Source organism: Corynebacterium imitans, assembly GCF_000739455.1.
Taxonomy (GTDB): Bacteria; Actinomycetota; Actinomycetes; order Mycobacteriales; family Mycobacteriaceae; genus Corynebacterium; species Corynebacterium imitans.
Genome location: NZ_CP009211.1, coordinates 920,553 through 947,226, shown reverse-complemented (window position 1 = coordinate 947,226; position 26,674 = coordinate 920,553). Strand labels below are relative to the sequence as shown.

Genomic DNA, 26,674 nt, shown 5'->3' with positions numbered 1-26,674 from the left:
TGCTTTACTTGTTCTTCGCCTTCGCGCGGGAACGCGCGCGGCCGCGCTCGGTCGCGTTGAGGATGATCTTGCGCACGCGCATCGCCTCGGGCGCGACCTCGACGCACTCGTCCTCGTCACAGAACTCGATCGCCTCGTCCAGGGACAGGGTGCGTGCCTTCGCCAGGGTGACCGTCGCGTCCGCGGTGGCGGAGCGCATGTTGGTCAGCTTCTTTTCCTTGGTGATGTTGACATCCATGTCCTCGTCGCGGCTGTTCGCGCCGACGACCATGCCCTCGTAGGCTTCCGCGCCCGGCTCGACGAAGAAGTCGCCGCGGTCCGCCAGCTGCTGCAGCGCGTACGCGGTGACCTGGCCGGAGCGGTCAGCGACGAGCGAACCGGTCGGGCGACCCTTGATCTCGCCTGCCCACGGGCGGTGCTCGATGGGGTAAGAGTTAGCGATACCCGCGCCGCGCGTCTCGGTGAGGAAGGTCGTGCGGAAGCCGATGAGGCCGCGCGAAGGCACGTCGAACTCCATGCGGACCCAGTCGCCGCTGCCCGCGTTGCCCATAGTGGTCATCTGGCCCTTGCGGCTCGCCATCAGCTGGGTGACCGCACCCTGGTGCTCTGCCGGGGTGTCGATGACCATGTGGTCATAGGGCTCATAGGTCTTGCCGTCGATCTCCTTGGTCACCACCTGCGGCTTGCCGACGGTCAACTCAAAGCCCTCACGACGCATCGTCTCAATCAGCACCGTCAGCGCCATCTCGCCGCGGCCCTGCACCTCCCACGCGTCGGGGCGCTCGGTCGGCAGCACCTTGATCGAGACGTTACCGATGAGCTCCTGCTCCAGGCGCGCCTTGACCATGCGGGCGGTGAGCTTGTCTCCGCCATTGCGGCCCGCCATCGGCGAGGTGTTCACGCCGATGGTCATGGAAATAGCCGGGTCATCGATCTTGATGCGCGGCAGCGGATCGACGTGCTCCGGGTCGCACAGCGTGTCGCCGATCATGATCTCGTCGATGCCGGAGACTGCGGCGATATCGCCCGCGACCACGCCGTCCTTCGCTGGAACGCGATCCAGGCCCTCGGTGACCAGCAGCTCGGCGATCTTCACGTTCTTCACGTGCTGCTCGCCCTCAGCGTCGTAGTGGACCCAGGCGACGGTGTCGCCCTTCTTCACGGTGCCCTTGAACACGCGGATCAGCGCGATGCGGCCGAGGAAGGAGGAAGAGTCCAGGTTGGTCACCTGCGCCTGCAGCGGCGCGTCGATTTCGGCGGAAGGCTCCGGGAGGACGTCGTAGATGACGTCGAAAAGCGGCTGCAGATCCTCGTTGTCCGGGACGTTGCCGTTGCCCGGGTTCTCCAGGGAGGCACGGCCCTCGCGGCCGGAGGTGTAGAGGACGGGCAGCTCGAGCAGGTTCTCTGCGGCCTCTGCAGCCTCCGGGTCCTCCAGGCCGGCGCCCAGCTCGAGGAGCAGGTCCTGGGCCTCTTCGACGACCTCGTCGATGCGCGCGTCCGGGCGGTCAGTCTTGTTCACGCAGATGATCACGGGCTTTTTCGCCTCAAGCGCCTTGCCCAGCACGAAGCGGGTCTGCGGCAGCGGGCCCTCGGAGGCGTCGATCAGCAGCACGACACCGTCAACCATGGACAGGCCGCGCTCGACCTCGCCGCCGAAGTCGGCGTGGCCCGGGGTGTCAATGACGTTGATCACCAGGTCGCGGCCGTCCTTGCCCTTGCCTTTGCGGCGCACGGCGGTGTTTTTGGCCAGGATGGTGATGCCTCGCTCGGACTCGAGCTCGCCAGAGTCCATGACTCGGTCGCCGTGTTCGCCGTGGTCGCCGAACACGCCGGACTGTTCCAGCATGCCGTTGACCAGGGTGGTCTTACCGTGGTCAACGTGGGCGACGATTGCGACATTACGAAATTCAGGATGCGACACTTATCCGGTGCTCCTTTTATATAGGCGAGTAGAACGATTAAACCTTACCCCTGTAACGCCTAGATCGCACCTTCGATACGCCCAGCAAAGCACCCAGAAACCTGGCAATCCACCTTGACACTGTGACAAAAGTGACTAGTGTGGCTTAAGTTGCGTGGTGCTTTGTGCCACCTCAGTTTCTACCCCCAACCCGACGAAGGACACCGACCCCGCCGTGCGAACCCCCGACACGACCAAGCGCGCCGGCCGCTTTGCTGCTGCCGCATTCGCGCTCGCGGCAAGCCTCGCGCCCGTGACCGCCGCCCACGCTGCGCCCTCGGCCGGGCCGATCACCGTCGGCTCGACCACCTCGTCAAACCCGCTCGATACCCTCGGCCGCCCCAGCGACGAGACCATCGCGCGCGTCGAAGCCTTTGCCAGCCAGCCCTTCGTCCCTGAGCCTGCCGCGAACGCACTGCGCACCGCACTCGCGTTCTTCGCAGGTCAAGGCGAACTCGGCGGCCCGCCGCTGCCGGAGAACGGCCCGGCGTTTACGCAATTCGCCTGGCCGACCGTGTCGTCGAACTGCATCGGGCCCCGCATGCACTCAACCGCTTCCGCCATCGCGGTGCCGGGACCAACGCAGACGCCGCACCCCGGCGCACGCGCCGGCGAGGCCGTCTTCGTTTTCACCGCACTCGGCACGCCACCGGCAGCAAAACAGCAGGGTGGGCTGAACGCGTACTGGATTAACCTCGATTCGATGCGCACCGGTGTAACGCCGCTTGGCAATCACGGGATTAACCCCACAGGACCGACCACCTTGTCCGGCACCGCCGCGACAGGACCCGGCCGCGTCCTCGCAGTCATCGACGGTGCCGCGCGTACCGCCGAGAAGACCTGCACCTTTGCCCCGACAGCCGCGAGTTTCCACGTGAGGTAAGCACCATGAGCGCCGATCTGCACCCTGTGAAGCAGGAGAGCTTCGACACCGCGTCGAAGACGAACACCGACCCCAAGGGGTTCCTGCGCGAGGTCGACACCTTCAAGGTCACGGATTTCGGCCTCTACATGGCCCGCGGCGCGAACCACCCGCAGTTCGGCTACCTGGAGAGCTGGCTGCTGCCAGAGCTGGGACTGCGCGCTAACATCTTTCACTTCCGTGAGGGCGCGGAAAAGGACCAGGACTTTTACTTCGACGTCGCCGACATCAACGTTGACGGCGGCGTGTGGCGCACGCGGGACCTCTACGTCGACCTGGTATCGCTGACCGGCAACCCGATCGACGTGCTTGACATCGACGAGCTCGCCGCCGCCTGCTCCGCCGGCCTCATCACCGCCGAGGAGGCCGAAAAGGCCATGGACGTCACCCTGCGCGCAGTCGAGGGCATCACCCGCCACGACGACGATGCCATGGAGTGGCTGCGCGCCCTCGGCATCGAGCTGACCTGGGCCGAAGAGGTCGAGCTCGCCCCCGTCGGCTAAACCCTGCGCACCGTCACGTCCGCCGGCACTCGTTCCAGCGCCGTCTCCTGGGCGGCCCACATGTCCCAGAATTCGGCGTAGTAAGGATCGCGCGCAAGGGCGCGCTTTTTGCGCAAGCCCGCGTCCGCGTACACCCACAGCGCGTCCACCGCGCCCCGCTTTCGCGCTTTGCCTATCGACGCCCGCGTGACCGCCCCCACCCCCTCAACTATCACATCCGAGCCCGGGTCGAGTTCAACCCACTCCCCTCGCCTATCGTTTTCCCAGTCCCAGCGCCAGTAGCCAGGCGCGTGTGGATCGAGCACGTCCCGCGCGACCATCGCCGCGCCCTCGGCAAGCCCGGACCACCCCGGGTAGAAGTCGTCGAGGTGGACCACCCGGATGCCAAGAGCGGCACCGATCTGGTTGGCCAGCGTGGTCTTGCCTGCGCCGGAGGGGCCGTCGATAAGCAGCGTGTAGGGCACTTAGGACACCGCCCACACCGGGCGGAACTCGCCTGTCGCCCACGCCGCACCCAGCGCGACCGCCGCGAGCACGACGCACACCGCGAGCACCACCCAATCGCGCGTGCGCATTTTCGATTCGCGCGCCCACGTGCGCTCGCCCGCGCGCCCGAAAGCGCGCGCCTCCATCGCCGTGGCAAGCTTGCCGGCCCGCCGCAGCGACATCACGAGCAGCCCGAAGGCCAGCGAAAAGGCGTAGCGCACCCGGTTGGCATCCGCGATTCCGCGCGAGCGGCGCGCCCGGCGCATCGCCTCGACGTCCTCGCGCAGAAGCGTGAGCATGCGCAGCGCCGCCACCGAGCCAAGCACGAAACGCGCCGGTAGCCTCAGCACCTGCGCGAGCCCGTCGCCCAAATCCGTCGGATCCACGTCGGCCGAGAGCACCACCACCGGCAGCGCCACCGCCAGCACGCGCAGCGTGATCGCCCATGCGAGCGAGACCGACAGCTCGGAGACTTGGATCAGCCCGTAGTCGAAGTAGACCTCACCGCCCGACTGCCCGTAGAGCGCCATCGGGATGCCCGCGATCGGCGCGAGCAGCAAAAGCGGCCAGCCGCGCCGCGCGAGACGCCGGAAGCTCACCCCGCACAGTGGCGCGGCCACAAGCGTCGCCACGATCGCCACGGTGGCAGAGACCCAATCAATGCTCACCAGAAGGGGCGTGGTCAGCAGCGCCAGCCCCAAAATACGGGTCACCGGGTTAATTCCATCCAGCAGGTTCACTGTGTCGCCTCCAGGTGGATGATGTGGTCGCCGAGCGAGGCAATAAACGCCTCGTCGTGCGTAATCGACACGACGGTCACCCCGCGCTCAGTCAGCTCACGGATGAGCCCTGCCAGCTCCACGAAGGTGCGGTCGTCTTGGCCGAACGTGGGCTCGTCGAAAAGCACAAGCTTCGGCGCGTTGACCAGGGCCGTCGCCACCGACAGTCGCCGCTTCTCCCCGCCGGAAAGGGTGAACGGGTTCGCGCCAACCAGGTGGTCGAGTCTCAGGCGCGCGAGAAGCTCGTCGATGCGCGCTTGCGGCGCCCCGGACAGGGCCATCTCCTCGCGCACCGTCGAGGTGACGAATTGGTGTTCCGGCTCCTGGAAGACGAAGCCGATCCGCTCTGCGAGCTGCGCCGATTTCCACTTGATCGCCGGCGTCTCGAGCCCCCGGCGGATCGACTCGGAGTAGACGACCTCGCCCGCGCGCGGAGCGTCGAGGCCCGCCAGCACGTGCGCGAGCGTCGTCTTGCCCACACCGTTCGGGCCCGTGATCACGGTGGACGCGCCCTCCGGGATGCGCAGGTCACGCGGCGGGCCCACACGCGTTTGCACTCCGCGCGTGGTCAGCGCCGAAACGTCGCCTCGCACCCCGCGCGCAGGCGGCAGTTCCGGAGCCCCGGGCAGCTTATCGACGCCAACCTCATCCACCCCTTGCGCCCCCAGCCGATACGCGCGCGTGGCCAGGTGGGCCCACGGTCGCGGGCGGTGCTCCACCACGACGAGCGTGGCACCAGTTGCGGCGCATACGCGCTCCACGGCGGCGATGACCTCGTCGCGGCCGGCCGGGTCGAGGTTAGCGGTCGGCTCGTCGAGGATGAGGATGTCCGCGCCCATGGCGAGCACGCCCGCCAGCGCGAGCCTTTGTTTCTGTCCGCCGGAGAGGTGCGCGGTGTTGTGGTTCAGCGGCACGTCGAGCCCCACCGCGTCGAGGGCACGGGTCACGCGCCGCCAGATCTCCTCGCGTGGCACGCCGAGGTTTTCCGCGCCGAAGGCGACGTCGTCGCCGACGCGGGTAAGGATGGTCTGCGCCTCCGGGTCCTGCATCACCATGCCGACCGTGCCGTTGACGGTGAGGCGGCCGGTGCTGTGTCCGTCCTCCTCATCGCCGGCCAAACCAGCCAGCACGGCGAGCAGCGTGGACTTGCCGGAGCCGGAATCGCCGGTGAGGATGACCCGTTCGCCGCGTTCGATGCGCAGGTCGACGCCCTCAAAGGCGGGTGTGGCGCGGGTGGCGTACTGGTAGCTTAAGCCCCGGGCCTCAATCGCGGGTGCAGCCATCTAGCGAGCCTGCGTAGACGCAGCGCGCAGGCGCTCGCGGCCCGCACCGAAGCGGTCGAGCGCACCAGTCTTGGCCAGCGCCTTGACCAAAAAGTACCCGAGCACACCAGCGAGTACCGCACCGGAGATCGAGGTGCACACGAGGTAGATCACGTTGTAGCTCAGGCTCATCGCCAGGTTGCCGGAGGTAAACAGCTCCAGCACGAACGCGCCCACGCCGGCGCCGATGCCGGAGAGCACGGCGACGTCGAGCGAGAAGCGCTTGTACATGAAGATGAGGAAGATCAGCTCCGCGCCGAGGCCCTGTGCCAAGCCCGAGTAGAGCGTCTCGATCGCCCACTGGCTGCCCAGCAGCGCCGATACGGAGGCTGCGAGCACCTCGACGAACACCGCCGCGCCCGGCTTGCGGATGATCAGCCCGCCCAGCACACCACCGATGAGCCAGATGCCGTTGAACAAGCCGCCGAGGCCGGGCGTGAAGGCGTCGATAGCCTTGTAGCCCGCGTACCCCACGCCATTCCACAACATGAACAGCAGGCCGCAGGCCACGCCGAGCACGGCCGCGGTGACGATATCAATCACGCGCCAGGAGTTGGTCCCGGTTGCAGCACGATTTGTCATTATCCTTCCTTTCGCCGGTATTACCCGGATCAGGTTCGACGGTTTACCGCGTGTTGCGGATTCTCAGCCGGGCGTGCGCCCAGCTCCCGTGTTTTTCAAGTGCGCGAATAGCCTACCCGACGTCGATGCCGAGCTCCTCGCCGGTACCAAGCTCAATGTTGAGCCCCGGCACCGAGGCGATGAGGTTCTGCGTGTACTCGTGCTGCGGGTTGTCGAAGATGCTGTCCGCATCGCCCTGCTCCACCGCGCGGCCTTTCTCCATCACCACGATGTGGTCCGCAGTCTGGCGCACAACCGCCAGGTCGTGGGTGATGAACAGGTAAGACAGCTGGTGCTCTTCCTGCAGGTCCGTGAGCAGTTTCAGGATCTGGTTCTGCACTAACACGTCGAGCGCGGAGACCGCCTCATCGAGCACGATCACCTCCGGGTTCAGCGCCATCGAGCGCGCAATGGCGATGCGCTGGCGCTGGCCACCGGACAGCTCGTTCGGGTAGCGGCGCATGGCCGAGCGCGGCATCTGCACCATGTCGAGCAGCTCCGCCACGCGCGCCTCGCGCTCTTTCCGGTTGCCCACCTTGTGCAGGGTCAGCGGCTCCTCGATGCAGCGATAGATCGAATGCATCGGATCCAGCGAGCCGTAGGGGTTCTGGAACACCACCTGCATTTTGCGCCGCATCTCGCGCAATTCCGCGCCCTTGAGCGTGTTGACGTTCTTGCCCTCGAAGCGCACCTCGCCGCTGGTGGGCTCGAGCAGGTTGAGCACCATGTTCGCCACCGTCGACTTGCCGGAGCCGGACTCGCCAACCAGCGCAAGCGTTGTGCCGCGGTGGATGTCAAAGGAGACATCATCGACTGCGCGGAACATCTGCCCCTTTGACTTGCGGCCGCGCGCCTCGAACTCCTTGACCAAGTTCTTCACCTCAACAACGAGCTCACCCGCCTCGCCGGTGGTGAGCTTCTCCGAGGTCTCCAGGCCCTGCTTCTTCGCGGACTGGATGCGTGCCGACGCCAGCGAAGGTGCCGCCTTGACCAGGCGCTTCGTGTAGGGGTGCTGCGGGTTGCGTAGGATCTTCAGGCTCGGGCCCTGCTCCACGATGCGGCCGCGGTGCATCACCACGAGGTGGTCCGCGCGCTCTGCGGCGAGCCCGAGGTCGTGGGTGATGAACAGCAGGGCGGTGCCGAGCTCGTCGATAAGCGAGCGCAAGTGGTCCAGAATCTTCTTCTGCACCGTGACATCCAGCGCGGAGGTCGGCTCGTCGGCGATCAGCAGCTTCGGGCGCGCGGCCAGGCCGATCGCGATCAGCGCGCGCTGGCGCATGCCACCGGAGAACTCGTGCGGGTACTGGCGGGCGCGGCGTTCGGTGTCCGTCAGGCCGGCCTCTTCGAGCAGCTTGACGACGCGCTCGTGCCGCTTGGAGCCCTCCACCACATTGTTGGCGCGCAGGGCCTCCTCGACCTGCGTGCCGATCCGCCACACCGGGTTCAAGTTACTCATCGGGTCCTGCGGCACCAGACCAATCTGGTTGCCGCGCACCTCGCGCCACTGCTTCGCATCCAGCTTGGTCAGGTCCTCGCCCTCGAGGCGGATCTCGCCGTTGGTCACCTTGCCGGTGCCCGGCAGCAGCCCCAGCAGGGACATCGCGGCGGTGGACTTGCCGGAACCGGATTCGCCCACGATCGCGACTGACTGGCCGGGGTAGATCGTCAGGTTGAAGTCGCGGACCGCCTCGACCACGCCGGTGGTCGAAGAGAAGGTGATTTTGAGGTCCTCGACCTCCAGCAGCGGCTGGGTGTCGTTGGAAAGTGCAGTGCTCATCGCTTCCTCGCCTTCGGGTCAAGGGCGTCGCGCACGGCGTCGCCCATCATGATGAAGCTCAGCACGGTCAGTGCCAAAGCAATTGCCGGGTAGAACAGCACCATCGGCTGGGTGCGTAGCGACGCCTGCGCCGCCGAAATATCGCCACCCCACGACACCACCGTGGTAGGCAGGCCGATGCCCAGGAAGGACAGGGTCGCCTCCGCCACGATGAACGTGCCCAGCGCCACCGTGGCGTACACGATGATCGGGGCCGCCGCATTCGGCAGGATGTGGGAGATGATAATCCGCGGGTTGCTCGCTCCCAGCGCGCGGGCGGCGGTGACGAACTCCTCGTTCTTCACGCTCATCACCGCGCCGCGGGTGATACGCGCGATCTGCGTCCAGCCGAACATCGACAGGGCGAAGACCACCATCCAGATGGAGCGGTGTCCCTTCATCATGGACATGACCACGATCGCGGCCAGCACGAGCGGCACGGCGAAGAAGATGTCGGTCAGACGCGACAGCAGCGTGTCCCAGATCCCGCCGTAGAAACCGGCGACCGCGCCGATGAGCGTGCCCAGCAGGGTCACGATCAGCGTGGTAAGCACGCCAACGGTCACAGAGGCGCGCGCCCCGTAGATCGTGCGCGAGTAAATATCGCAGCCCTGTCGGTCAAAGCCAAAGGGGTGGCCGGGCTCCGCGGGGTTCAGCGAGCGCGACAGCATGCACTCGCGCGGGTCGACGCTGGCGAACAGGCCGGGGAACAGCGCGATCGCCACGGCCAGCAGAATCAGGATCGCGGAGACCCAGAACAGAGGGCGGCGGCGCAGCACGTGCCACGCTTCGGTCCACTGGTTCGAGGGCGCGCGGTCGTCGGGAACCGCGTCGACTGCGCCGAGGCCGGTCTCATCTGTCTCGGCGACGAAGTATTCCTGGCCGCGTCGGGCCACAGCCCGGTTCGCGTTGGTGTCTGTGTGTGCGTTGTTATGCATAGCGGATCCTTGGGTCGAGCACGGCGTAGAGCAGATCGACAAGCAGGTTGGCCACGATGTAGACAATGACCAACACGGTGGTAAAGGAGACGACGGTGGCGGGCTCGCCCTTCAAGATCGCCTGGTAGATGGTGCCGCCGACGCCGTTGATGCCGAAGATGCCCTCGGTGACGATCGCGCCGCCCATCAGCGCGCCTAGGTCCGCACCGAGGAAGGTCACCACGGGGATCATGGAATTACGCAGCACGTGGCGGCGCAGCACAGTCCCCTCGCTTAAGCCCTTGGCGCGCGCGGTGCGGACGTAGTCTTCCTGCAGGTTCTCGCTCACCGACTGCCGGGTCAGCCGGATGACGTAGGCGCACGAGAGCGCGCCCAGCACCACCGCGGGCATGAGTAGCGCCTCAAAGGTTTCGTTGCGCCCGACGGTGACCGGAAGCAGCCCCCATTTGACGCCGACGAGGTACTGCAGCACGAAGCCGATGACGAAGGACGGAATGGCGATAATGATCAGCGAGGCCACCAGGATGGTGGAGTCGAAGATACCGCCGCGGCGGATACCGGCGATAAACCCGAAGATGATGCCGAAGATCGCCTCGAAGGCAATTGCCATGAGCGCGAGCTTGATGGTCACCGGGAAGGCGTTCGCCATTACCGACGACACGGGCTGGCCGGAAAACGTCGTTCCGAAGTCGCCGACGAAGATGCCCTTGATGTAGAGCAGGTATTGGACGAGGAACGGCTTGTCCAGGTTGTATTCGGCCTCAATGCGGGCGCGGGCGGCCTCGGTCAGTCCGCGGTCGCCGCCAAGCGCCGCAACCGGGTCGCCGGGCATGAGGAAAACAAGTGCGTAGAGCAGCAGCGTCGCGCCAAAGAACACGGGGATCATTTGGAGCAGTCGCCGCACGATGTATCGCTGCATGTTGGTGCTTTCACGTTTGGAGCGGACGAGCTACGCCGGTTTACGGCGCACAACCCCGAACCGCACGGCGGTCGGGGTTGGGGTGCACAGCTCGAGAGCTAGGGGTTACTGCTTGGTGATCTGCGTGTAGACAGGCATCGACTTCCAGGAGAAGACGACGTTGTCTACTGTGTCCGCGGAACCGCCGTTGACGTTGGCGTACCACAGCGGGATGGCCGGCAGGTCCTCCAGCAGGATCTCCTGCGCCTGGTTGTAGGACTCCGATGCTGCGTCGATGTCGCCAGCGTTCGCCGCCTCGGACAGCAGCTTGTCGAACTCCTCGTTGGAGTAGTCGCCGTCGTTGGAGCCAGCGCCGGTGCCGTACAACGGGCCGAGGAAGTTACCCAGCGACGGGTAGTCCGCCTGCCAGCCGGTACGGAACGCGCCGTCGATGGTGCGGTTGGTCACGTCATCGCGCAGGGACTTGAAGTCCGGGTAGGCGTTGCCGGTGGCCTCGATGCCGAGGGTGTTGCGGATGGAGTTAGCCACCGCGTCGACCCAGGCCTGGTGCCCGCCGTCGGCGTTGTAGGAGATGGTGAACTCGCCCTCGAACGGTGCGATCTCCTCAGCCTCGGCCCATAGGCGCTTGGCCTCCTCCGGATTGTACTCCAGCACCTCTGCACCCTCCAGGCTGTCGGTGTGGCCCGGGATGACCGGCGAGGTGAAGTCGGTGGCCGGGGTGCGGGTGCCCTCGAAGATCGTGCTGGTGATCTCCTCACGGTTGATCGCCATGGAGATCGCCTTGCGACGCAGCTTGCCCTCCTCGCCAGAGAAGTGCGGCACGGACTCGCCGACGGTGAAGGACTGGAAGATCGCGGCCGGCTGGTTGACAGCGCGGTCGCCGAGCTCATCCTCGTAGGTGGAGAATGCCGAGTCCGGGATCGCGTCGAGCACGTCCAGGTTGCCGGCGAGCAGGTCCGCGTAGGCGGCATCCTGCTGTGCGTAGAAGACCCAGGTCACACCGTCGTTCTGCGGCTCGCGCTCGCCCGCGTACTCCTCGTTGGGCACCACGGTTGCGTCCTGGTTATGGTTCCACTCCACCAGCTTGTACGGGCCGTTGGAGATCGGCGACTCGCCGTAGGCGTCGATGTCGTCGTACGCGGACGGGTGCATCGGGAAGTATGCGGAGTAGCCCAGGCGCGTCGGGAAGTCGGCCTCCGGCTGCGCGAGCTCGATGGTGAAGGTCTTATCGTCCTCTACCTTTAGGCCCTCCATCTCTTCCACGCCCTCTTCGTAGCCCAGGATCGGCTCGAAGAAGTAGGAGGCCAGCAGGGAGTTCGCCACGGTGTAGTTCCACGCCTTGACGAAGTCCTCGGCGGTCACCGCCGAGCCGTCGGACCACTTCGCGTCCTTGAGCTTGACGCGGTAGGTCTTGTCACCCTCCAGCTCGATGGACTCTGCCAGGTCGTTGTGGACCTCGCCATCAGCGTCGTAGTACACCAGGCCAGCAAAGATCTCGTCGACGATGCGGCCGCCGCCGGTCTCGTTCGTATTGCCCGGGATCAGCGGGTTCTGCGGCTCCGAGCCGTTCGCCAGGATGACGTTGCCGATCTCCGCACTATCGGACCCGGATGCTGCGTCCGCACCGGAGTCAGACGAGTCGCCGCACGCAACGAGCCCAAAGGCAAGGGTTCCTGCTGCCAAAATCGCTGTGGTCTTCTTGTTCAACACAGCGCCTCCTTAGTTGTCGCTCTTCCAAATCCACCACACCCGCTTGTGAGAAGCCACACAAGGGGCGGTTGTCTCCCATTCCATCACACTTGTCAGCCGAAAGGGAATCGTTTGGAAAGTTTTTCTTTACCTCGCGGATAATTTTCCTTAACCGAGCACACAGCGAACTGGCAGACACTTCATTGAGGCACAGGTCACGCCGCGAAAAAGGCGCGGGGCTGTCGGCTGGGGCAGCGTGGCGTCGCTAAGCTTGCACTGCCCCCAAAGGAAAGGAACCAACATGGCCGGTGGCCTCCTCGCACTGCTTGACGACGTCGCACTCATCGCCCGCACCGCCGCCGCCTCAACCGACGACGTGGCGGCCCTGACCGCGAAAACCTCCGCCAAGGCCGCGGGCGTGGTCATCGACGACGCGGCGGTGACCCCGCAATATGTCTCCGGTGTCACGCCCGCGCGCGAGCTGCCCATGATCTGGAAAATCACTAAGGGCTCGCTGCGCAACAAGCTGCTCATCATCCTGCCGATCGCGCTGCTGCTCAACGCGTTCGCGCCCTGGGCGCTCGTGCCGCTCCTCATGCTCGGCGGCTGCTACTTAGGCTTCGAAGGTGCCGAGAAGATCGTGCACAAGCTCACCAGCAATGCCGACGAAGAGGCCGAACGCGCCGCGAACAAGAGCCCCGAAGATGAAGACTCGCTGGTGAAGTCGGCAATTACCACCGACCTCATCCTCAGCGCCGAAATCATGATCATCGCCCTCGACGAAGTCGCCGACCAGCCGGTGTGGATGGAGGCCGCCGTGCTCGTCGCCGTCGGCATTTTGATCACGCTTGTGGTCTACGGCGCCGTCGCGGTCCTGGTGAAAATCGACGACATCGGCCGCGGCATGATCGACCGAGGCCGCGCCCCTGCCGTCGGCCGCGGCCTCGTCAACGGCATGCCGTACGTGCTCAACGCCATCGGCATCATCGGCACCATCGCCATGCTGTGGGTCGGCGGCCACCTGATCGTTCGCGGCTTCGACGAAGTCATCGGCTGGCACCTCCCCCACGAACTGATCGAACGCGGCACCGAACTCGTCGGCGGTGGCGCGGCCGGATGGTTCGTCGAAACCGGTATCTCGCTGCTCTTCGGACTCGCAGTCGGCCTGCTCATCCTCGCCGTCGTGCGCGGCGTCAAGGCACTCACCCAGCGCTCCTAGGGTCCTGCTGCGGGGTGCGCCTACACTTACACAGGACACTGGACGAGACAAGGAGGCCAGATTCGCCGTGGGACTCCAGCGCTACCCGCTTTCGCCCGCCATCTGGGGCGCGGGCGAGGAAATCCGGCTCACGCACGTGGTGCAGGCGGCCCTGTTCACAGACTTCTCCCCGCAGCGCGCGACACGCTTCATCGACGTCGATCTGGAAGCGAACCCCTTGAGCGGCACGTGGCGCGTGCGCTACAACGGTGCCGTCATCGGCTCCGTACCCGCCGCCGACCGCGCCCGCTTCCCCGACGTCGAGCGCGTCCACCGCTCGCTTTTGCGCCCCGGCACGACCGCTTCCTTAAGTTTCAACGCGGAGACCGGCCAGTTCGACGTCGCCGTCATCCTGCCCCCGCCCCTGCTCGCCGTCCCGCGCAACGACACCCCGGCAGGTGCCTGGGTGCTGCCGCCAGGCGACATGCTCGTCGTCGACACCTCCGCGGGGGAGTTTTCCGCCGAGGAGCTCGCGCTGCTCTCCCCCGGCCAGTGGCTCGTGGCGCTGCACCGCATCGATGACACTGTTGTCGCGCTTTACGACGGCCGCGTCCTCGGCTCCTTCAACGGCACCGACGCCGCGGACATCACCGCCGCCGTCGACGAAGCGCTGTCCATGGGCGCGCCCGAGGTGTATGCCCGCGCAGTGTTGTTGGAAGGCATGGCTGGGCTGGATGTCGGCCATCCCGAGGAGGGCATCGTACTTGTCCCGGCGCTGAGTGTGCCGGATGAGCGGCCGCGGCAGCCGTGGTCGCTCGTGGATTTCCCTGACGGCAGCTGGGCGGTGACCGTCGAGCACGACTACGTGGTCGACGACGAGGACGTGCTGCGACCGCTGCACACGGCGCGCTACGTCTCGCTCGCGGGTGGGCCCCGGCCGGAGGAGCTGGCCGCGCCGACGGAGATGTTCGGCGTCGTCGATGACGAACCTGCAAGCACTCCTGCGCCCGCCGAAGCGCCGCTTACCGCCATTCCTGCCAAAGATGTCAAGGGCGCAGGCGACTACCTCACCGAGACGGAGAAGGTCCGCTTGCGCCGCGAAAAGCGCGCCAAAGAGGCGTCCGGGCGCAAGGCCCACGGACGCCACCGCGCGTAATTACCTCGGCGGTCCTGTTGCTGGGACGTTCGCGGCCCGGGCGTGTCTTCGTGCCGGGTCGGTGTGTTGTATGCCCCGGGGTGTGAGATAACCCTTGGGGCTTTGCCACATGATCTGCCCGCCAACCCGCTGCATCCTGCCCCGGTCCGGTCTGCCGTTTTGCCGGTTGTGGTAGGTGCACAACCAGCACAGGTTCTCGATCTCGGTGGCACCGCCTTTGGACCACTCCTGGATGTGGTGCGCCTCGGAAAAATCCGCCGGCTGGTTGCAGCCAGCCCACGCGCAGGTGGCACCATCCGCGCTCATCAGCGCGCGCAGCTCCCGGGTGGCGTGGCGCTCAAGCTTGACCGGATAGAGGTTAACCGGCCCGTCGGTTGCCGAGATCAGGGCGATGTACCCGGCCGTGTGCAGCTTCCGGTTGACCAGCTCTGCACCGCGCAACCACTCCCCGTTGGTCAGCTGGACTTCGATCTCGCCGTCTTCGCGCATGCGCCACTGGACGAAGTCGCCGATATCCATATTCAGCACGGTGGTGATCGACGCGTCGCCACCCGCGCGTGTGTCCTTGAGCCACGCCTGCGGGTCGTCTTTCGCCGCCCGGTAGACGGGTAGGATATCCGTGGTGCGCCCGGTGATGTGCACGGTCGACCAGCCTGTGTCGTGGAAGGTCACCGACGCTTTCGGCGCACGCGGCGCGGGCGGTTTGAGTTCCTTCTTCAAGGCTTTCGCGCGTTTGACCACGGTGCGCAGATCGCCTTGGGTTTCGCAAAGCTTTTGGCGGTAGTGCCACCGGTCTTTGTCGGAGTCCAGCGAGCGCGAGGACCGCGCAATGTAGGCCAGCGTGTCCAGCCGGTGCGCTTTCTCCCGCGCCGCCGCGACACAGGCGGCCTGCGCCTTCGCGTTGCGCACCGACCCGTAAAACACTTCGGCGGCAACCGCGAGTTGTTCGGCACGGTCGCGGTCCATGCCGCGGGCGACCAGCTCGGAGACGCTCGCCGAAGCCGCGTCGGCAACGATGGCGATGCCGGCGCGGTCGTGGGCAATCAGTGCGTCTACGAGGTTCATACCACCCACAATAAACACCCACGACCAGCACAAACAACCAATTGTGAGAAGTATTCCACTTTCGCCCCAAAAGGGAACCGAAGCCCCAAAACGTGCGTCTAATAAGGGTTATCGCAAAACTCGCGCGGTGCCGTCGACGCGGCGGGTCACCCCTGCCGCGTCGAGATACTCGAGCAGCGGAATAGCCACGCGGCGCGTCGTGTCCCACGCCTTGCGCGCCTGGGAAGCGGTAAACGGCGCGTCGAGGGGGCGCAAGCGTTCGGTGGCGTGGGTGGGGGCGTCGGCAAGCAGCACGATGTCCCGGTTCGCGCCGAGCCGGATGATGCGGCCGGCGCGCTCTGCCGCGGCGAGCTCCTTCGCGCCGAGCTCCCAGCGCTCGAGATCAGCCGCCTCGGGCGCCTGGAAGGGAGCGCGGCGCAGGTGCGCTTCTAGCGATGCGATGCCGGGGGCGATGGCGGCACTGGTGGTGAGCAGGCCGTCGGCAAGCGTGAGCTTCGCTGCGGCGGCGACAAGCGGCAGCAGCTTCGGATCCGGCAGGCCGAGCTTGTCCACGGCCGCGCCCGCGGTGAGCCCCGCCGAGAGCGGATCGCGGCGCGTGTGCTGCGCGACCGCGTCCAAAAGTGCGCGCTTCCACTCCATGACTTGGGTGGCGCGGATCCAGTAGCCGGCGAACTCGATGGTGCCCTGCGGCGGCTCCCCTGGCACCAGAAAGCCGAGGCGGGCCAGGTGCGCAGGCGTGACCGCGACGCGGCGGGCGATCTCGTGGGAGAGGTTGGGAAGTGTCGGCAATTCTGCAGCGCGGCGGCGTCCGTCGCCGCGGCGCGGCAGTTCGGGCGGGTCGACGTCCACGGCGCGCACACCGGCGAGGATGTGCTGGGCACCGGGGGCGCGCAGGGCGAGCGTATCGCCGAGCGTGACCGGTAGCGGGCGCTCCAAAATAAGGCGCAGGTAGTCCTCGCCGAAGGGGCGGATCTTCGCCGTGACCTGGGCGGTGCCGAGGTGGGCGTGGACTTCGTGTGGGAGTGCGGTGGCGGGTGTGCCGGTGGTGACGTGGGCGTCGAGAAGCGAAGTGTGCTCCCACGCCTCGGGGGTGCACAGCGCGTCGCCGCGGCGCACCTCCTCGGCGCTGATGTCGCGCAGGTTGAGTGCGGCGCGCATGGCGGGACGGGCGGCGTCGACGGGTGCGTCCTCGGATTGGATGCTGCGGACTTTCACGTCGCGTGAGCCGAGTCGCAGCGTGTCGCCGGGGCGGATAGTGCCCGCGGTCAGCGTGCCGGTGACCACCGTGCCCGCGCCCTTGACGCTGAAAGCGCGGTCGACCCAAAAACGCACGCGCGCGGCGGGATCAGGTAAAGGTGCCGCGCGCAGCATCTCCACGCAGGCGGCGACGAGTGAATCGACGCCCTCGCCGGTGTGCGCGGAAACCTCGACGATCGGCGCGCCTGCGAGCGTGGTGCCCGCGACCTCCCGGCCGATTTCGGCGCGCACTTCATCCCTGCGCTGCGCGTCGGCGCGGTCCGCGCGGGTCATCGCGATGACCACGTTGGAGATGCCGAAGGCGTTGATCGCCGCCGCGTGGTCGCGCGACTGGGCCATCCAGCCCTCGTCGGCCGCGACAACAAAAAGGACGGCGGGCGCTGGGCCGACGCCGGCGAGCATGTTGGCGATGAAGCGCTCGTGGCCCGGCACGTCGACAAACGCGACGTCCAACGTATCCAGCTTCGCCCACACGAAGCCCAGGTCGATGGTCAGCCCGCGCTGCTGCTCCTCCTCCCAGCGGTCAGGCTCCATCCCGGTGAGTGCCTTGACCAGGGTGGATTTTCCGTGGTCAACGTGGCCCGCAGTGGCGATGACGTACGGCATTAGCGCTCCCCCTCCGCGCACTCGAGTACGGCCTGCGCGATTTCCTCGTCGCGGTGCGGGGGCACACACCGCAGGTCCAACAGGAGCTGCCCGTCGTGGACGCGCCCGAGCACCGCCGGCCGTCGCCTGCGCAAGGGGGCAGCAAGTACAGGATCGAGCGCGACCGCGTACCCAGGCAGCGGCACGCCGGGCGCTCCCCCGCCGCCGACGCGCCCGTCGTGCCCAACCACGGGCGCGCCCACACGCTCGGCCAGCGCTTGTGTGCGCGCCCGCAGCGTGTCGGGGTCCGCGTGCAGCGCGGCCGAGGTCGGTGTTTCCGCCGCCCGCACCGTCGCCTCGAGCGCGGCCAGGCGCAGCTTATCGACGCGCACCGCCCTCGCCAGCGGATGCCGCCGCAACTTCGCCACGGCCTCCGCGCGGCCCAAAATGACGCCCGCCTGCGGCCCGCCGAGCAGCTTGTCGCCGGAGAACAGGACGATGTCGGCGCCGTGGGCAAGTGCGGTTGTCGCGTCCGGCTCGTCCGGCAGTGCGGGGTCCGGGCGCAGGAGGCCGGAGCCGGTGTCCACGATCAGCGACAGGTCGTGCGCATCCGCGATCTGGCGCAGCTGCGCGACGCTCGCCTCGGCGGTAAAGCCGTGGACGCGGTAGTTCGAGGGGTGCACCTTCAGGATCGCGCGTAACGACGGATCACTAGCGGCCCGCTCGTAGTCGTGCGGGTGTGTGCGGTTGGTCGCGCCGACCTCCACCAGCTTCACGTGAGCGGACTCGATGAGCTCGGGCAGCCGGAAACCGGCGCCGATCTCGATGAGCTCGCCGCGCGAGATAGCCACCGAACCGTGCTCGGCGAGCGCGGCTGTGGCCAGCAGCAACGCGCTCGCGCCGTTGTTTACCACCAGCGCGTCCTCGGCCGCAGGGCAGGCCGCCAAAAGCGCCTCGCGCGCGCCGGCACCCCTATCGCGTGAGCGCACCCCGTTTTCTAGGTCCATCTCCACGTCCACGTAGCCCGCAGCATGAACCAGCGCGTCGACCGCAAGCTCGCCGAGCGCTGCGCGACCGACGTTGGTGTGCACCACCACGCCAGTGGCGTTCAAGACGGGTGTGAGCGTGGTCGCGCCGGCGTTGATCAGGCTCAGGAAGTGTTCGGCGGCATCGTCGGGGTGGAGCTCGCCGCGTCGACAAGCAGCCTGCACCTCGTGTGCACAAGCCTTCAGCGCGTGCGGGGCGAGCGGGGACGCGGGCACGAGCGCAAGCAAAGTATCGGTACCTGGGATGTTGCGGCGCGGATCGCTCAAACTCGTGTCCTCCCTAAAAAGCGCGTGGCGGAGACGGACAGGAATCGAACCTGCCAGACCGAGCTACTCGGCCTCACCAGTTTTGAAGACTGGGGCGCCCACCAGGACGCGTACGCCTCCGCGCAAAACGCTACCATAGGCCCCATGAGCACTACGAACCCAGAAATCCGTCTCACCCAGTTTGCTGTCGGCGGGGGCTGCGCCTGCAAGATCCCGCCCGGCGAACTCGAGGACGCCGTTAAGGGCCTGGTCGGTGTGAACGACCCAAACGTGATCGTCGGCCTGGACGACGGCGATGATGCCTCCGCCATCCGCGTGCGCGAGGACCTCGCTGTGATTTCCACCGCCGACTTCTTCACCCCGGTGGTGGACGACGCGTACACGTGGGGCAAGATCGCCGCCGTCAACGCGCTTTCGGACGTCTACGCGATGGGCGGCACCCCGATTACCGCCATCAACCTGCTCGGGTGGCCACGCGATGTGCTGCCGCAGGAACTCATCCGCGAGGTGCTGCACGGCGGGCTCGACGGCGCGAGCGCGGCCGGCATCTCGGTGACCGGCGGCCACTCCATTTCCGCGCCCGAACCGATCTACGGCATGGCGGCCACCGGCACGATTGACCCGGCCCGCCTGATGCGCAACGATGCGGCCGCCCCCGGCCTGCCAATCACGCTGACCAAGCCGATCGGCTCGGGTCTTTTGAACAACCGCCACAAGGCCACCGGCGAGTGGTTCGAGCAGGCAGTCGAGGTGATGACCACGCTCAACCGCGACGCCTCGCGGGCCGCTGTCGAGGCGGGCGTGCGCGCGGCGACCGACGTCACCGGCTTCGGGCTGCTCGGCCACCTGTTCAAGATGGCGCGCGCCTCCGGCATCGACGCGGTGATTGACCACACGAAGGTCCCGCTTATCGACGGCGCGCGCGACACCCTCGACAAAGGCTTCATCCCCGGCGGCTCGCAGCGCAACCTCGACTGGGTGCGCCCGCACGTCGACGCGGACGGTGTGGGAGACGACGACCTCCTGCTGCTCGCCGACGCGCAGACCTCCGGCGGCCTGCTGGTCATCGGCGAGGTGCCCGGCTACCCCGTCATCGGCGAGACCACCGAGGGCACCGGGCGGGTGCGGGTGCGCTAGCGCGCGGTCGTGATCGAGTCGCCGACCTGGCCGGCCTCCTGGCGGGCGCGCAAGCGGTTGCGCTGCGGCTCGACCACGTACTTCGGGTCCTCGGTGGAGCGCTTGCCCGCAGCGATGATGCCGAAGCGCGTCAGGCAGGAAGCGGTGGCCAGCGCCGCACCGCTTAGCCCCGCGATGACGCGGTTCTTGCCGCCCAAAACAGCGCCGATACCACCGGCGACGACGAGCGCCTCGGCTGCCTTGAGCATGCGGCCAGCCTTGCCCTCCTGCATCGTTTCCGGCAGCGGATCGTCGAGAGCGCGCTCCACGCTTTTCGACGCCACGACGTCCGCCACCGCGCCCGCCCCCGCCAACACCCGGGCCGGGCCGTTGTTGGCGGTCGAGGTGGTCACCAGCGCCACGCCCGCGGACGCGCACGCAGCCGAAGACACAAACAAGCTGGGCAGCTGCTTGTGCGCGCCTTGCCACATCGGCACCGAGGTATTGCCGAGCAGCACCGCGGTGTAAACGGCCAGCGGCGCACCCATGAGCCCGGAGAACACGCCCATCGGGGTGGCCAGCGCGTGCAGTGCCTTGCGCGCGGGTGCCGGCAGCGGGATGCGCTCACCGGTTAAGGTGTCTGCCTCCGCAGCTGCGGCAGTCACCGCCGCGCTGGAGAAGGAGCCGAGGATCCAGGACCCAACAGACATCGGCGAGGAGAGCTTGAACACGCGGAACATGTTCAAAAGGCGCTCCGGTCGGCCCAGGTCCAACACGAGGCAGCCGGAGCCGACAGCCGCGGCAACGGCTGCCGTGAGCCGGGTGTTGCGCTGCAACTCGCGGTTGCCGGTCGCGCCCGCTCCGACGGCGAGCAGCGAGGAACCACCCGCGACGCCGCCGAGGAAAAGGTACACGCCAATCGGCCACTCCCAGGGCGGGAACTTCACGATCGGGCGGCCGTAGTAGGAGTCGTACTGCGCGAACTCCGCGCGCGGCACCATCAGCTCCTCGCCGCGGCGCTGCTTCTTACCGCGCGGGCCCTTCCTGTCCTTGCGGCGCGGGCCGCGGGGGGCTTCCGGCGGTCGGAATGCGTCGAAGTCTGCCATTTACTTTCCGCCTCCAATCACGAATGCTGCTGCCGCGGCACCAACCAGGCCCGCTGCTGCGACGACGGCGCGCTTGGCCATCTCGGGCAGGTTCGCGGTGGGCACCTCGGGGTCTGGCGGGAGGCCGTAGACCTCGGGGGCGTCGAGAAGCAGGAAGATCGAACCGGTGCCGCCGACGCCGTCCTCGCTGTTCGCGCCGTAGAGGCGAGCCTCGGTCAGTCCCTGGGCGTGGAGTTCGGCCACGCGCGCCTTCGCCCTAGCCAGCATCTCCGTGTAGGTGCCGTACTGGATCGAGTTGGTCGGGCATGTCTTCGCACACGCCGGCCCCTCCCCGACTTGCTGCCGGTCAAAGCACATGGTGCACTTCTGCGCCACGCCGACGTTCTTGATCGGCGCGACCTCGCCGACGGTGAAATCTTCGCCCTGCTTAAAGCGCTCGTTGCGCTTTTGCACCCCGCCGTCGGAGCGGCGCTCGATCACGCCGAAGGGGCAGCCTGCTACGCACGTCCCGCAGCCGTTGCACACATCATCCTGCACCACGACGGTGCCGTGCTCGGTACGGAACAGCGCACCGGTCGGGCACACATCGAGGCAGCCGGCATTGGTGCAGTGCTTGCACACGTCCGAGGACATCAGCCAGCGGAAATCCGGGGTGTCCGGCAGCTTGGTCTGCGATTCTTCAGGTGCCTCCGCCTCCGCCCCCGGCATGTTCGGCATACCGAGGGAGACGAGCTTTTTGCCCTCCTCGCGCGCCTGCGCGATCTGCTCCTCGCTCTGCTCGATAAACGCAACGTGGCGCCAGGTGTCCGCGCCCAGCGCACCGGTGTTGTCGTAGGACATGCCGGACAGGGCGTACTCACCGTCCTGCGGGTTGCGGTTCCACTCTTTGCAGGCCACCTCGCAGGCTTTGCAGCCGATACAGATGGAAGTATCGGTGAAAAACGCCTTGCGGTTGTCCCTGTCATAGCCCACGTTGGCGGGCGATTCAGTAATCCGGTTTGTTGTCTGCAACTGGCCCTACCCTTCCTGGTCCGACATGTTGTCCTTGGTGGGATCGTCCTTCGCGGCCGAGGTTTCGCCTTGGCCTTGGCGGATGGCTTCGGACGACGCCCCGTCGTGAAGCACTGTCCCTGTGTCCTGATCCAAACCTGCGCGCTTCTGGTACTCGCGCACCAGCGCGACGCGATCCGCGCCACGCGGGCGACGGCCCGGGCGGATGTCCACCGCCGAGACCTTAGAGGCCTGGATGTTCACGTTCGGGTCGAGCATGATGCCCAGCAGGTCGTTCGGCCCATCACCGGAGACCTCGGCGTAATCGCCGCGGCCGTAGTGGAAAGGCATACCGATCTGCTCGAAGGTGGCATCGCCGATCGTGAGCGTCTTGATGCGCTCGGTGACCAGCACGCGGGCCTCGATGGCGTTGCGCGGCGAAATGATCGTCGCCCATTCGCCGTTTTCCAGCCCGACGCGGCGCGCCAGCTCCGGCGAGACCTCGCAGAATAGCTCCGGCTGCAGCTCCGCGAGGAACGGCAGCGTGCGCGTCATCGCGCCCGAGGTGTACATCTCAGTCAACCGGTAGGTGTTGAGCATGTACGGGTAGACCTCCGTACCCGGCTCGCCGAAGTTCGGTGCCGAGAGGTTGTCTTCCCCACGCATCACGATGCGCGACGGCGACTGCTGCTGCGCGTACAACACGTTCGGGTACGGCGACTCCTGCGGCTCGTAATGTGTCGGCATCGGGCCGTCGACCATGCCGGTCGGCGCGAACAGCCACGCGCGGCCGTCGTTTTGCATGATGAAGGCATCGTTGCCGGCCAGGGCCGCAGGTCCGACCGCGTCGCGGTCCGGCTTGAAGCCGGGCGCTCGGTCCACGGGGAAGTCGACGACGTCGTTGGACTGCCACTTCTCCGCGTCCTCGTCCCACCAGACGAGCTTCTTGCGCTCCGACCACGGCTTGCCGTCCTCGTCGGCCGAGGCGCGGTTGTACAGCACGCGGCGGTTCATCGGCCACGCCCAGCCCCAGTCCAGCGCCATCTCGTCCTGCTCGGAGCTCGGGCGCTTGTTGGCGGAACGGTTCACATCGCCTGCGAACACTCCGCAGTAGATCCAGCAGCCGGAGGAGGTGGAACCGTCGGCCTTGAGATCAGCGAACTTGTCCACCAGCTGGCCCTTGCGCGGGCCCTCCAGGTAGTAGCCGTTGATCTCGCGCAGCACCGACTCGGGGTCGATCTCGCCGTGCTCGTCGGTGTCGTAGTCCCAGGTGATCTTCTGCAGCGGCAAGTCGCGTGGGTCGGTCGAGTCCTTCACGCGCTCCTTGATGCGCTTGCCGAGCTCGTAGAAGAACTGCAGATCACTATCAGCATCGCCCGGGGCGTCCTTCGCCTTGAAGCGCCACTGCAGCATGCGCTGCGTCTGCGTGAACGTGCCCGCCTTCTCCACGTGGTTTGCGGCCGGGAAGAGGAAGACCTCCGTATCGATCTCCTCTGTGACCAGGTCACCGGACTTGATCTCCGGGGAGTCCTTCCAGAACGTCGCGGTCTCGATCTCCTGGAAGTCGCGCACCACCATCCACTTCAGCTTGGACAGCGCCATACGTTGCATGCGTCCGTTGGACTGCGCCACCGCGGGGTTCTGGCCGAAGACGAAGTAGCCGTCAACCAGGCCCTGATCCATCAACTGCAGCGTGTGGTACGTCGAGTGCGCGCCGGTCAGGCGCGGCATAAGGTCCATGCCCCAGTTGTTTTCCTCGGTGGCAGCGTCGCCCCAGTAGGTCTTCATCAGGGAGACCGCGTAGGTGTCACCCTTCTGCCAGAAGCCCTTCTGGTCGCGCTTGGACACCGCGGCCAGGTACTCGTCCCAGGTCTGCGCGGTTGCCTGCGGCATCGGCAGGTAGCCGGGCAGCAGGTGGAACAGCGTCGGCACGTCCGTCGATCCCTGGATCGAGGCGTGACCACGCAGCGCCATAATACCGGAGCCCGGTCGCCCCACGTTGCCCATGAGCAGCTGCAGGATCGCACACGTGCGGATGAACTGCGCACCCATGGTGTGCTGCGTCCAGCCCAGCGCGTAGGCGAAGCAGGTCGTGCGCTCGCGCCCGGAGTTTTCCACGATGGAGTCCGCCAGGTAGTAGAAGTCCTCCTGCGAAATACCGCAGGCTTGCTCCACCACCTCAGGGGTGTAGCGCGAGTAGTGACGCTTGAGGATCTGGAAGACCGTGTTCGGGTCCTGCAGCGTGGGATCCGTCTTGTGGTCCCACGAGACCTGCGCGTCCCAGTTCTTCTGCGGCTGCCAGGTCGAGTTGTCGTAAGCGCCGGTCTCCGGGTCGTAGCCGGAGAACAGCCCGTCGAGGTCCTCGGTGTCCTGGAATTCTTCGCTGATCAGCGTCGAAGCGTTGGTGAACGCCTTGACGTACTCCTCGAAGTACAGGTCATTCTGCAGCACGTAGTTGATCACTGCGCCCAGCAGCACAACATCGCTGCCGCCGCGGATCGGCACGTGCTTGTGCGCCACTGCCGACGTTCGCGTAAACCGCGGGTCGACGTGGATGATCCGGGCACCACGTGCCTTGGCTTCAATGACCCACTGGAACCCGACCGGGTGTGCCTCGGCCATGTTCGAGCCTTGAATGACAATGCAGTCCGCATTGGCCATGTCCTGCAGCGGCTGGGTTGCGCCACCGCGTCCAAACGAGGATCCCAAACTGGGAACCGTGGAGGAGTGTCATATACGGGCCTGATTCTCGATCTGCACCGCGCCAGAAGCGGTCCACAGCTTCTTAATCAGGTAGTTTTCCTCGTTGTCCATCGCGGCACCGCCCAGGCCAGCAATGCCCATGGTGCGGCGCAGCGCGCGCCCCTCTTCGTCAAAGTCCTGCCAGCCGTTCTTACGCGCCTCCAGGAAACGGTCGGTCACCATGTCCAGTGCGGTGTCGCGGTCCAGAGTCTGCCACTCAGTGGCACCCGGTGCGCGGTAGAGGATCTCAGTCAAGCGACCGGGCGCGTTGACCAGCTGCTCGGAGGCCGCGCCCTTCGGACACAGGCGACCGCGCGAGTGGGGCGAATCCGGGTCGCCCTCGATCTGGATGACTTTCTCGTCCTTGACGTACACGCGCTGGCCACAGCCGACGGCGCAGTACGGGCAGACGCTTTTGACGACGCGGTCCGCATCTTCAATCCGGCCCTGCATCGTCTTACTCTTGTGCGATTCGGTGTTCTCACCACGGGCGAAAAGGTCACCGTCTCGCATCTGGCGCACAACTGGCCAGTTCAGGGGACTAAAACGAGACATGCCCCTTACCCTAGCCGAGATCGCCCTCAACCACGAGTTTTTCCAGCGCGCCGCCAGCTGTTTTCACTCTCGCACACATCTCGCGCTACATATATGGACGACTTTTGATACATTCAGTGTGCTAACCCCAAGCAGCCCCGAACACATTCTTATCTTTCAAGCCTGAACCGAGTGAGCATGCACACTTCTTCCCGCCGCCGCGCACTGCGTAGCACCACCGTCGCCAGCGCTCTTGCGCTCTCCCTCACCGTCGCTGCACCAGGTGCCGGTGCCGACGAAGACACGAATGGAGAAGTCTTCGGTTCGGGCCCGGACGCCTCGGCCGAGTTCTCCGAACAGTACGCTGCGGAACACGGTGTCGAGTTCCACTACCAGCAAAACCAGGTTGGCACCCAGGACGCGGTGAAGATGCCGGGCGGCGCAACCGTGCGTGTGATGGGCGACATCCTCGGCACCTGGTCGCAGGGCGTCGGCATGGGCGCGACCGACCTTGGTGTGATGGCACCGCTGGGTGAGGGCAAGTTCGCCATGATCTTCGGCGATTCCTTCACCGGCGGCACGGTTTTCGACGGGGACTGGATGAGCCCGACGGGCCTTGTCGGCCACTTGGACGAGGACGGCTTCGTGCAAGTCTCCAGCCCGCTCAACGATGGCAACCGGGTGCGCCCGCTGATCAGCTATGCGCCGGAGAAAGACTTCACGCTCCTCCCCTCCGACATCATCAACATCGACGGCACCCTGTACATGCAGGGCATGTGGAACCGTGGTCTGCACAACGTCAGCAACACCCAGATTTGGAAGTCTGATTCGCGCGGCAAGCGCTGGACTTCGGTGGGCTACACCAGCCACAACTACCTCAACGGCCTGGGCGACATGATCAGCTGGGAGCAGGGCCCGGACGGCTACATCTACGTAGTGATGTCTTCTTTCGAGCGTAAGGACAACGTGTACCTCTCCCGCTTCAAGATCGAGGACATCGGCGATCGCGACAAGTGGGAACTGTTCAACCCGGGCTCCGGCGAATGGGGCGATTACTACGCGCCCATCATCGATCACCGGATGCAGGCCGGCGAGATGAACCTGCGCTACATCCAGGGTTACTGGGTGCTCGTGATCTTCAACAACGAGACCGAGGCGATCGAGGTCCGCATTTCCGATGAGATCGCCCGCAATTGGAACGACGTGCCGGTGACCACGATTGCTAAGAACGGCAGCTGGGCAAACCCGCAGTCCCCGCGCAACTGGTCGCAGCCCTACGGCGGCTACATCGTCCCAGGCTCGACCATCGACAATCTGGACGTGGTGATCTCGCAGTGGAACACTGGCACCCACAAGCGCTACATGGCCACTCAGTTCAACGTCCGCGGCCTGGACGAGATCTACGGCATCGACGCTGCATCCCTGCCCGCCCTGCCGGAGCCTCCCGTGGCCAACGACATCCCGGGCGCAGATGGAAGGAGCGCCAGCAACAGCTCGCTAAGCTCCGGCATGGACGAGACCACCGAGAAGATCGTCACCATCGTCGGCGTGCTCGGCGGCATCGCCGCGATCGCCGCCATGTCCTTCCCGTTCTGGCGCGACATGCTGCCGCCGCAGCTGCGCCAGATGCTCCACATCTAAAGCCAACACGCAAAAG

The 26,674-nt window shown here is 66.4% G+C and carries 21 protein-coding genes and 1 tRNA gene; 6 read left to right on the top strand and 16 right to left on the bottom strand.

The annotated features are described in order from the left end of the window. Positions 1-4: 4 nt before the first annotated feature. The gene (typA, locus tag CIMIT_RS04375) at positions 5-1,921 is read right to left on the bottom strand and encodes a translational GTPase TypA (RefSeq protein WP_038589678.1); all 1,917 of its coding nucleotides are present in this window, start codon (positions 1,919-1,921) and stop codon (positions 5-7) included. Positions 1,922-2,135: 214 nt separating this feature from the next. Here typA and CIMIT_RS04370 point away from each other — a divergent pair, with 214 nt between their 5' ends. Further along, on the top strand, positions 2,136-2,843 hold the full coding sequence (locus CIMIT_RS04370) for an Rv1157c family protein (protein ID WP_038594036.1): 708 nt from the start codon (positions 2,136-2,138) through the stop codon (positions 2,841-2,843). Between the two features lie 5 nt (positions 2,844-2,848). Next, a complete protein-coding gene (locus tag CIMIT_RS04365; RefSeq protein ID WP_038589675.1) occupies positions 2,849-3,385 on the top strand; it encodes a ribonuclease FAU-1 family protein in 537 nt (178 codons plus the stop codon). Here the strand turns inward: CIMIT_RS04365 and CIMIT_RS04360 are convergent. From CIMIT_RS04360 to CIMIT_RS04325, 8 genes are all read right to left on the bottom strand, one after another. After that, the gene (locus CIMIT_RS04360) at positions 3,382-3,849 is read right to left on the bottom strand and encodes a nucleoside/nucleotide kinase family protein (RefSeq protein WP_051904794.1); all 468 of its coding nucleotides are present in this window, start codon (positions 3,847-3,849) and stop codon (positions 3,382-3,384) included. The genes CIMIT_RS04365 and CIMIT_RS04360 overlap by 4 nt on opposite strands. Beyond that, positions 3,850-4,611: an energy-coupling factor transporter transmembrane component T family protein gene (locus tag CIMIT_RS04355; RefSeq protein WP_038589671.1), complete on the bottom strand. Its 762-nt coding sequence runs from the start codon at positions 4,609-4,611 to the stop codon at positions 3,850-3,852. It abuts the gene before it with no gap. Then, positions 4,608-5,933 carry an ABC transporter ATP-binding protein gene (locus tag CIMIT_RS04350; protein WP_038589668.1) on the bottom strand — a complete coding sequence of 442 codons (1,326 nt, stop codon included), beginning with the start codon at positions 5,931-5,933 and terminating at the stop codon, positions 4,608-4,610. The genes CIMIT_RS04355 and CIMIT_RS04350 overlap by 4 nt, the downstream gene beginning before the upstream one ends. Beyond that, positions 5,934-6,554, bottom strand: coding sequence for an ECF transporter S component (locus CIMIT_RS04345; RefSeq protein WP_095066757.1), 621 nt, complete (start codon positions 6,552-6,554; stop codon positions 5,934-5,936). It abuts the gene before it with no gap. 112 nt (positions 6,555-6,666) lie between these two features. Next, the gene (locus CIMIT_RS04340; RefSeq protein WP_038589662.1) at positions 6,667-8,370 is read right to left on the bottom strand and encodes an ABC transporter ATP-binding protein; all 1,704 of its coding nucleotides are present in this window, start codon (positions 8,368-8,370) and stop codon (positions 6,667-6,669) included. Next, positions 8,367-9,347 (bottom strand): ABC transporter permease, encoded by a 981-nt coding sequence (locus CIMIT_RS04335; RefSeq protein ID WP_038589659.1) that lies wholly within the window; start codon positions 9,345-9,347, stop codon positions 8,367-8,369. Before CIMIT_RS04335 ends, CIMIT_RS04340 begins: the two co-directional genes overlap by 4 nt. After that, positions 9,340-10,266, bottom strand: coding sequence for an ABC transporter permease (locus CIMIT_RS04330; protein ID WP_038589656.1), 927 nt, complete (start codon positions 10,264-10,266; stop codon positions 9,340-9,342). Before CIMIT_RS04330 ends, CIMIT_RS04335 begins: the two co-directional genes overlap by 8 nt. A 105-nt stretch (positions 10,267-10,371) precedes the next feature. Further along, entirely contained in the window at positions 10,372-11,976 is a 1,605-nt protein-coding gene (locus CIMIT_RS04325) for a peptide ABC transporter substrate-binding protein (protein ID WP_038589653.1), read from the bottom strand. Between the two features lie 280 nt (positions 11,977-12,256). Between CIMIT_RS04325 and CIMIT_RS04320 the strand changes: the two genes are divergently transcribed. Both CIMIT_RS04320 and CIMIT_RS04315 read left to right on the top strand, forming a co-directional pair. Further along, complete coding sequence (locus CIMIT_RS04320; protein WP_038589650.1) at positions 12,257-13,174, top strand: DUF808 domain-containing protein; 918 nt, start codon at positions 12,257-12,259, stop codon at positions 13,172-13,174. Positions 13,175-13,241: 67 nt separating this feature from the next. After that, positions 13,242-14,309, top strand: coding sequence for a hypothetical protein (locus CIMIT_RS04315; RefSeq protein ID WP_038589647.1), 1,068 nt, complete (start codon positions 13,242-13,244; stop codon positions 14,307-14,309). On the opposite strand, the gene CIMIT_RS04310 is transcribed toward CIMIT_RS04315, so the two are convergent. The 4 genes from CIMIT_RS04310 to CIMIT_RS04295 form a co-directional block, all read right to left on the bottom strand. Continuing rightward, entirely contained in the window at positions 14,310-15,374 is a 1,065-nt protein-coding gene (locus tag CIMIT_RS04310) for an HNH endonuclease (protein ID WP_038589644.1), read from the bottom strand. Between the two features lie 108 nt (positions 15,375-15,482). Beyond that, positions 15,483-17,237 carry a selenocysteine-specific translation elongation factor gene (selB, locus tag CIMIT_RS04305; RefSeq protein ID WP_038589640.1) on the bottom strand — a complete coding sequence of 585 codons (1,755 nt, stop codon included), beginning with the start codon at positions 17,235-17,237 and terminating at the stop codon, positions 15,483-15,485. After that, positions 17,237-18,529: an L-seryl-tRNA(Sec) selenium transferase gene (selA, locus tag CIMIT_RS04300; protein ID WP_038594030.1), complete on the bottom strand. Its 1,293-nt coding sequence runs from the start codon at positions 18,527-18,529 to the stop codon at positions 17,237-17,239. The genes selB and selA overlap by 1 nt, the downstream gene beginning before the upstream one ends. A gap of 25 nt (positions 18,530-18,554) precedes the next feature. Further along, positions 18,555-18,649 (bottom strand) — tRNA-Sec (locus tag CIMIT_RS04295). 24 nt (positions 18,650-18,673) lie between these two features. Between CIMIT_RS04295 and selD the strand changes: the two genes are divergently transcribed. Further along, a complete protein-coding gene (selD, locus tag CIMIT_RS04290) occupies positions 18,674-19,666 on the top strand; it encodes a selenide, water dikinase SelD (protein WP_038589637.1) in 993 nt (330 codons plus the stop codon). Here the strand turns inward: selD and nrfD are convergent. From nrfD to fdnG, 3 genes are read right to left on the bottom strand one after another with little or no spacing between them, the layout of a single operon-like run. Then, entirely contained in the window at positions 19,663-20,751 is a 1,089-nt protein-coding gene (gene nrfD, locus CIMIT_RS04285) for an NrfD/PsrC family molybdoenzyme membrane anchor subunit (RefSeq protein WP_038589635.1), read from the bottom strand. The two genes, selD and nrfD, sit on opposite strands and share 4 nt — an antisense overlap. Next, the gene (locus CIMIT_RS04280) at positions 20,752-21,762 is read right to left on the bottom strand and encodes a 4Fe-4S dicluster domain-containing protein (RefSeq protein ID WP_038589632.1); all 1,011 of its coding nucleotides are present in this window, start codon (positions 21,760-21,762) and stop codon (positions 20,752-20,754) included. It abuts the gene before it with no gap. Between the two features lie 6 nt (positions 21,763-21,768). Continuing rightward, positions 21,769-25,038 (bottom strand): formate dehydrogenase-N subunit alpha, encoded by a 3,270-nt coding sequence (gene fdnG, locus CIMIT_RS04275; protein WP_231910346.1) that lies wholly within the window; start codon positions 25,036-25,038, stop codon positions 21,769-21,771. 177 nt (positions 25,039-25,215) lie between these two features. On the opposite strand from fdnG, the gene CIMIT_RS04265 reads away from it, so the two are divergent. Then, positions 25,216-26,658, top strand: a complete 1,443-nt coding sequence (locus CIMIT_RS04265) for a DUF4185 domain-containing protein (protein WP_051904793.1) — start codon at positions 25,216-25,218, stop codon at positions 26,656-26,658. Positions 26,659-26,674 lie beyond the last annotated feature (16 nt).

What these genes read in the sequence shown, in the direction of transcription:
- CIMIT_RS04335 (WP_038589659.1), bottom strand. Translation starts at nt 9,347, where the DNA reads ATGCATAACAACGCACACACAGACACCAACGCGAACCGGGCTGTGGCC.
- nrfD (WP_038589635.1), bottom strand. Translation starts at nt 20,751, where the DNA reads ATGGCAGACTTCGACGCATTCCGACCGCCGGAAGCCCCCCGCGGCCCG.
- CIMIT_RS04365 (WP_038589675.1), top strand. Translation starts at nt 2,849, where the DNA reads ATGAGCGCCGATCTGCACCCTGTGAAGCAGGAGAGCTTCGACACCGCG.
- CIMIT_RS04345 (WP_095066757.1), bottom strand. Translation starts at nt 6,554, where the DNA reads ATGACAAATCGTGCTGCAACCGGGACCAACTCCTGGCGCGTGATTGAT.
- selD (WP_038589637.1), top strand. Translation starts at nt 18,674, where the DNA reads ATGAGCACTACGAACCCAGAAATCCGTCTCACCCAGTTTGCTGTCGGC.
- CIMIT_RS04340 (WP_038589662.1), bottom strand. Translation starts at nt 8,370, where the DNA reads ATGAGCACTGCACTTTCCAACGACACCCAGCCGCTGCTGGAGGTCGAG.
- CIMIT_RS04330 (WP_038589656.1), bottom strand. Translation starts at nt 10,266, where the DNA reads ATGCAGCGATACATCGTGCGGCGACTGCTCCAAATGATCCCCGTGTTC.
- CIMIT_RS04320 (WP_038589650.1), top strand. Translation starts at nt 12,257, where the DNA reads ATGGCCGGTGGCCTCCTCGCACTGCTTGACGACGTCGCACTCATCGCC.
- CIMIT_RS04310 (WP_038589644.1), bottom strand. Translation starts at nt 15,374, where the DNA reads ATGAACCTCGTAGACGCACTGATTGCCCACGACCGCGCCGGCATCGCC.
- selB (WP_038589640.1), bottom strand. Translation starts at nt 17,237, where the DNA reads ATGCCGTACGTCATCGCCACTGCGGGCCACGTTGACCACGGAAAATCC.
- CIMIT_RS04265 (WP_051904793.1), top strand. Translation starts at nt 25,216, where the DNA reads ATGCACACTTCTTCCCGCCGCCGCGCACTGCGTAGCACCACCGTCGCC.
- CIMIT_RS04350 (WP_038589668.1), bottom strand. Translation starts at nt 5,933, where the DNA reads ATGGCTGCACCCGCGATTGAGGCCCGGGGCTTAAGCTACCAGTACGCC.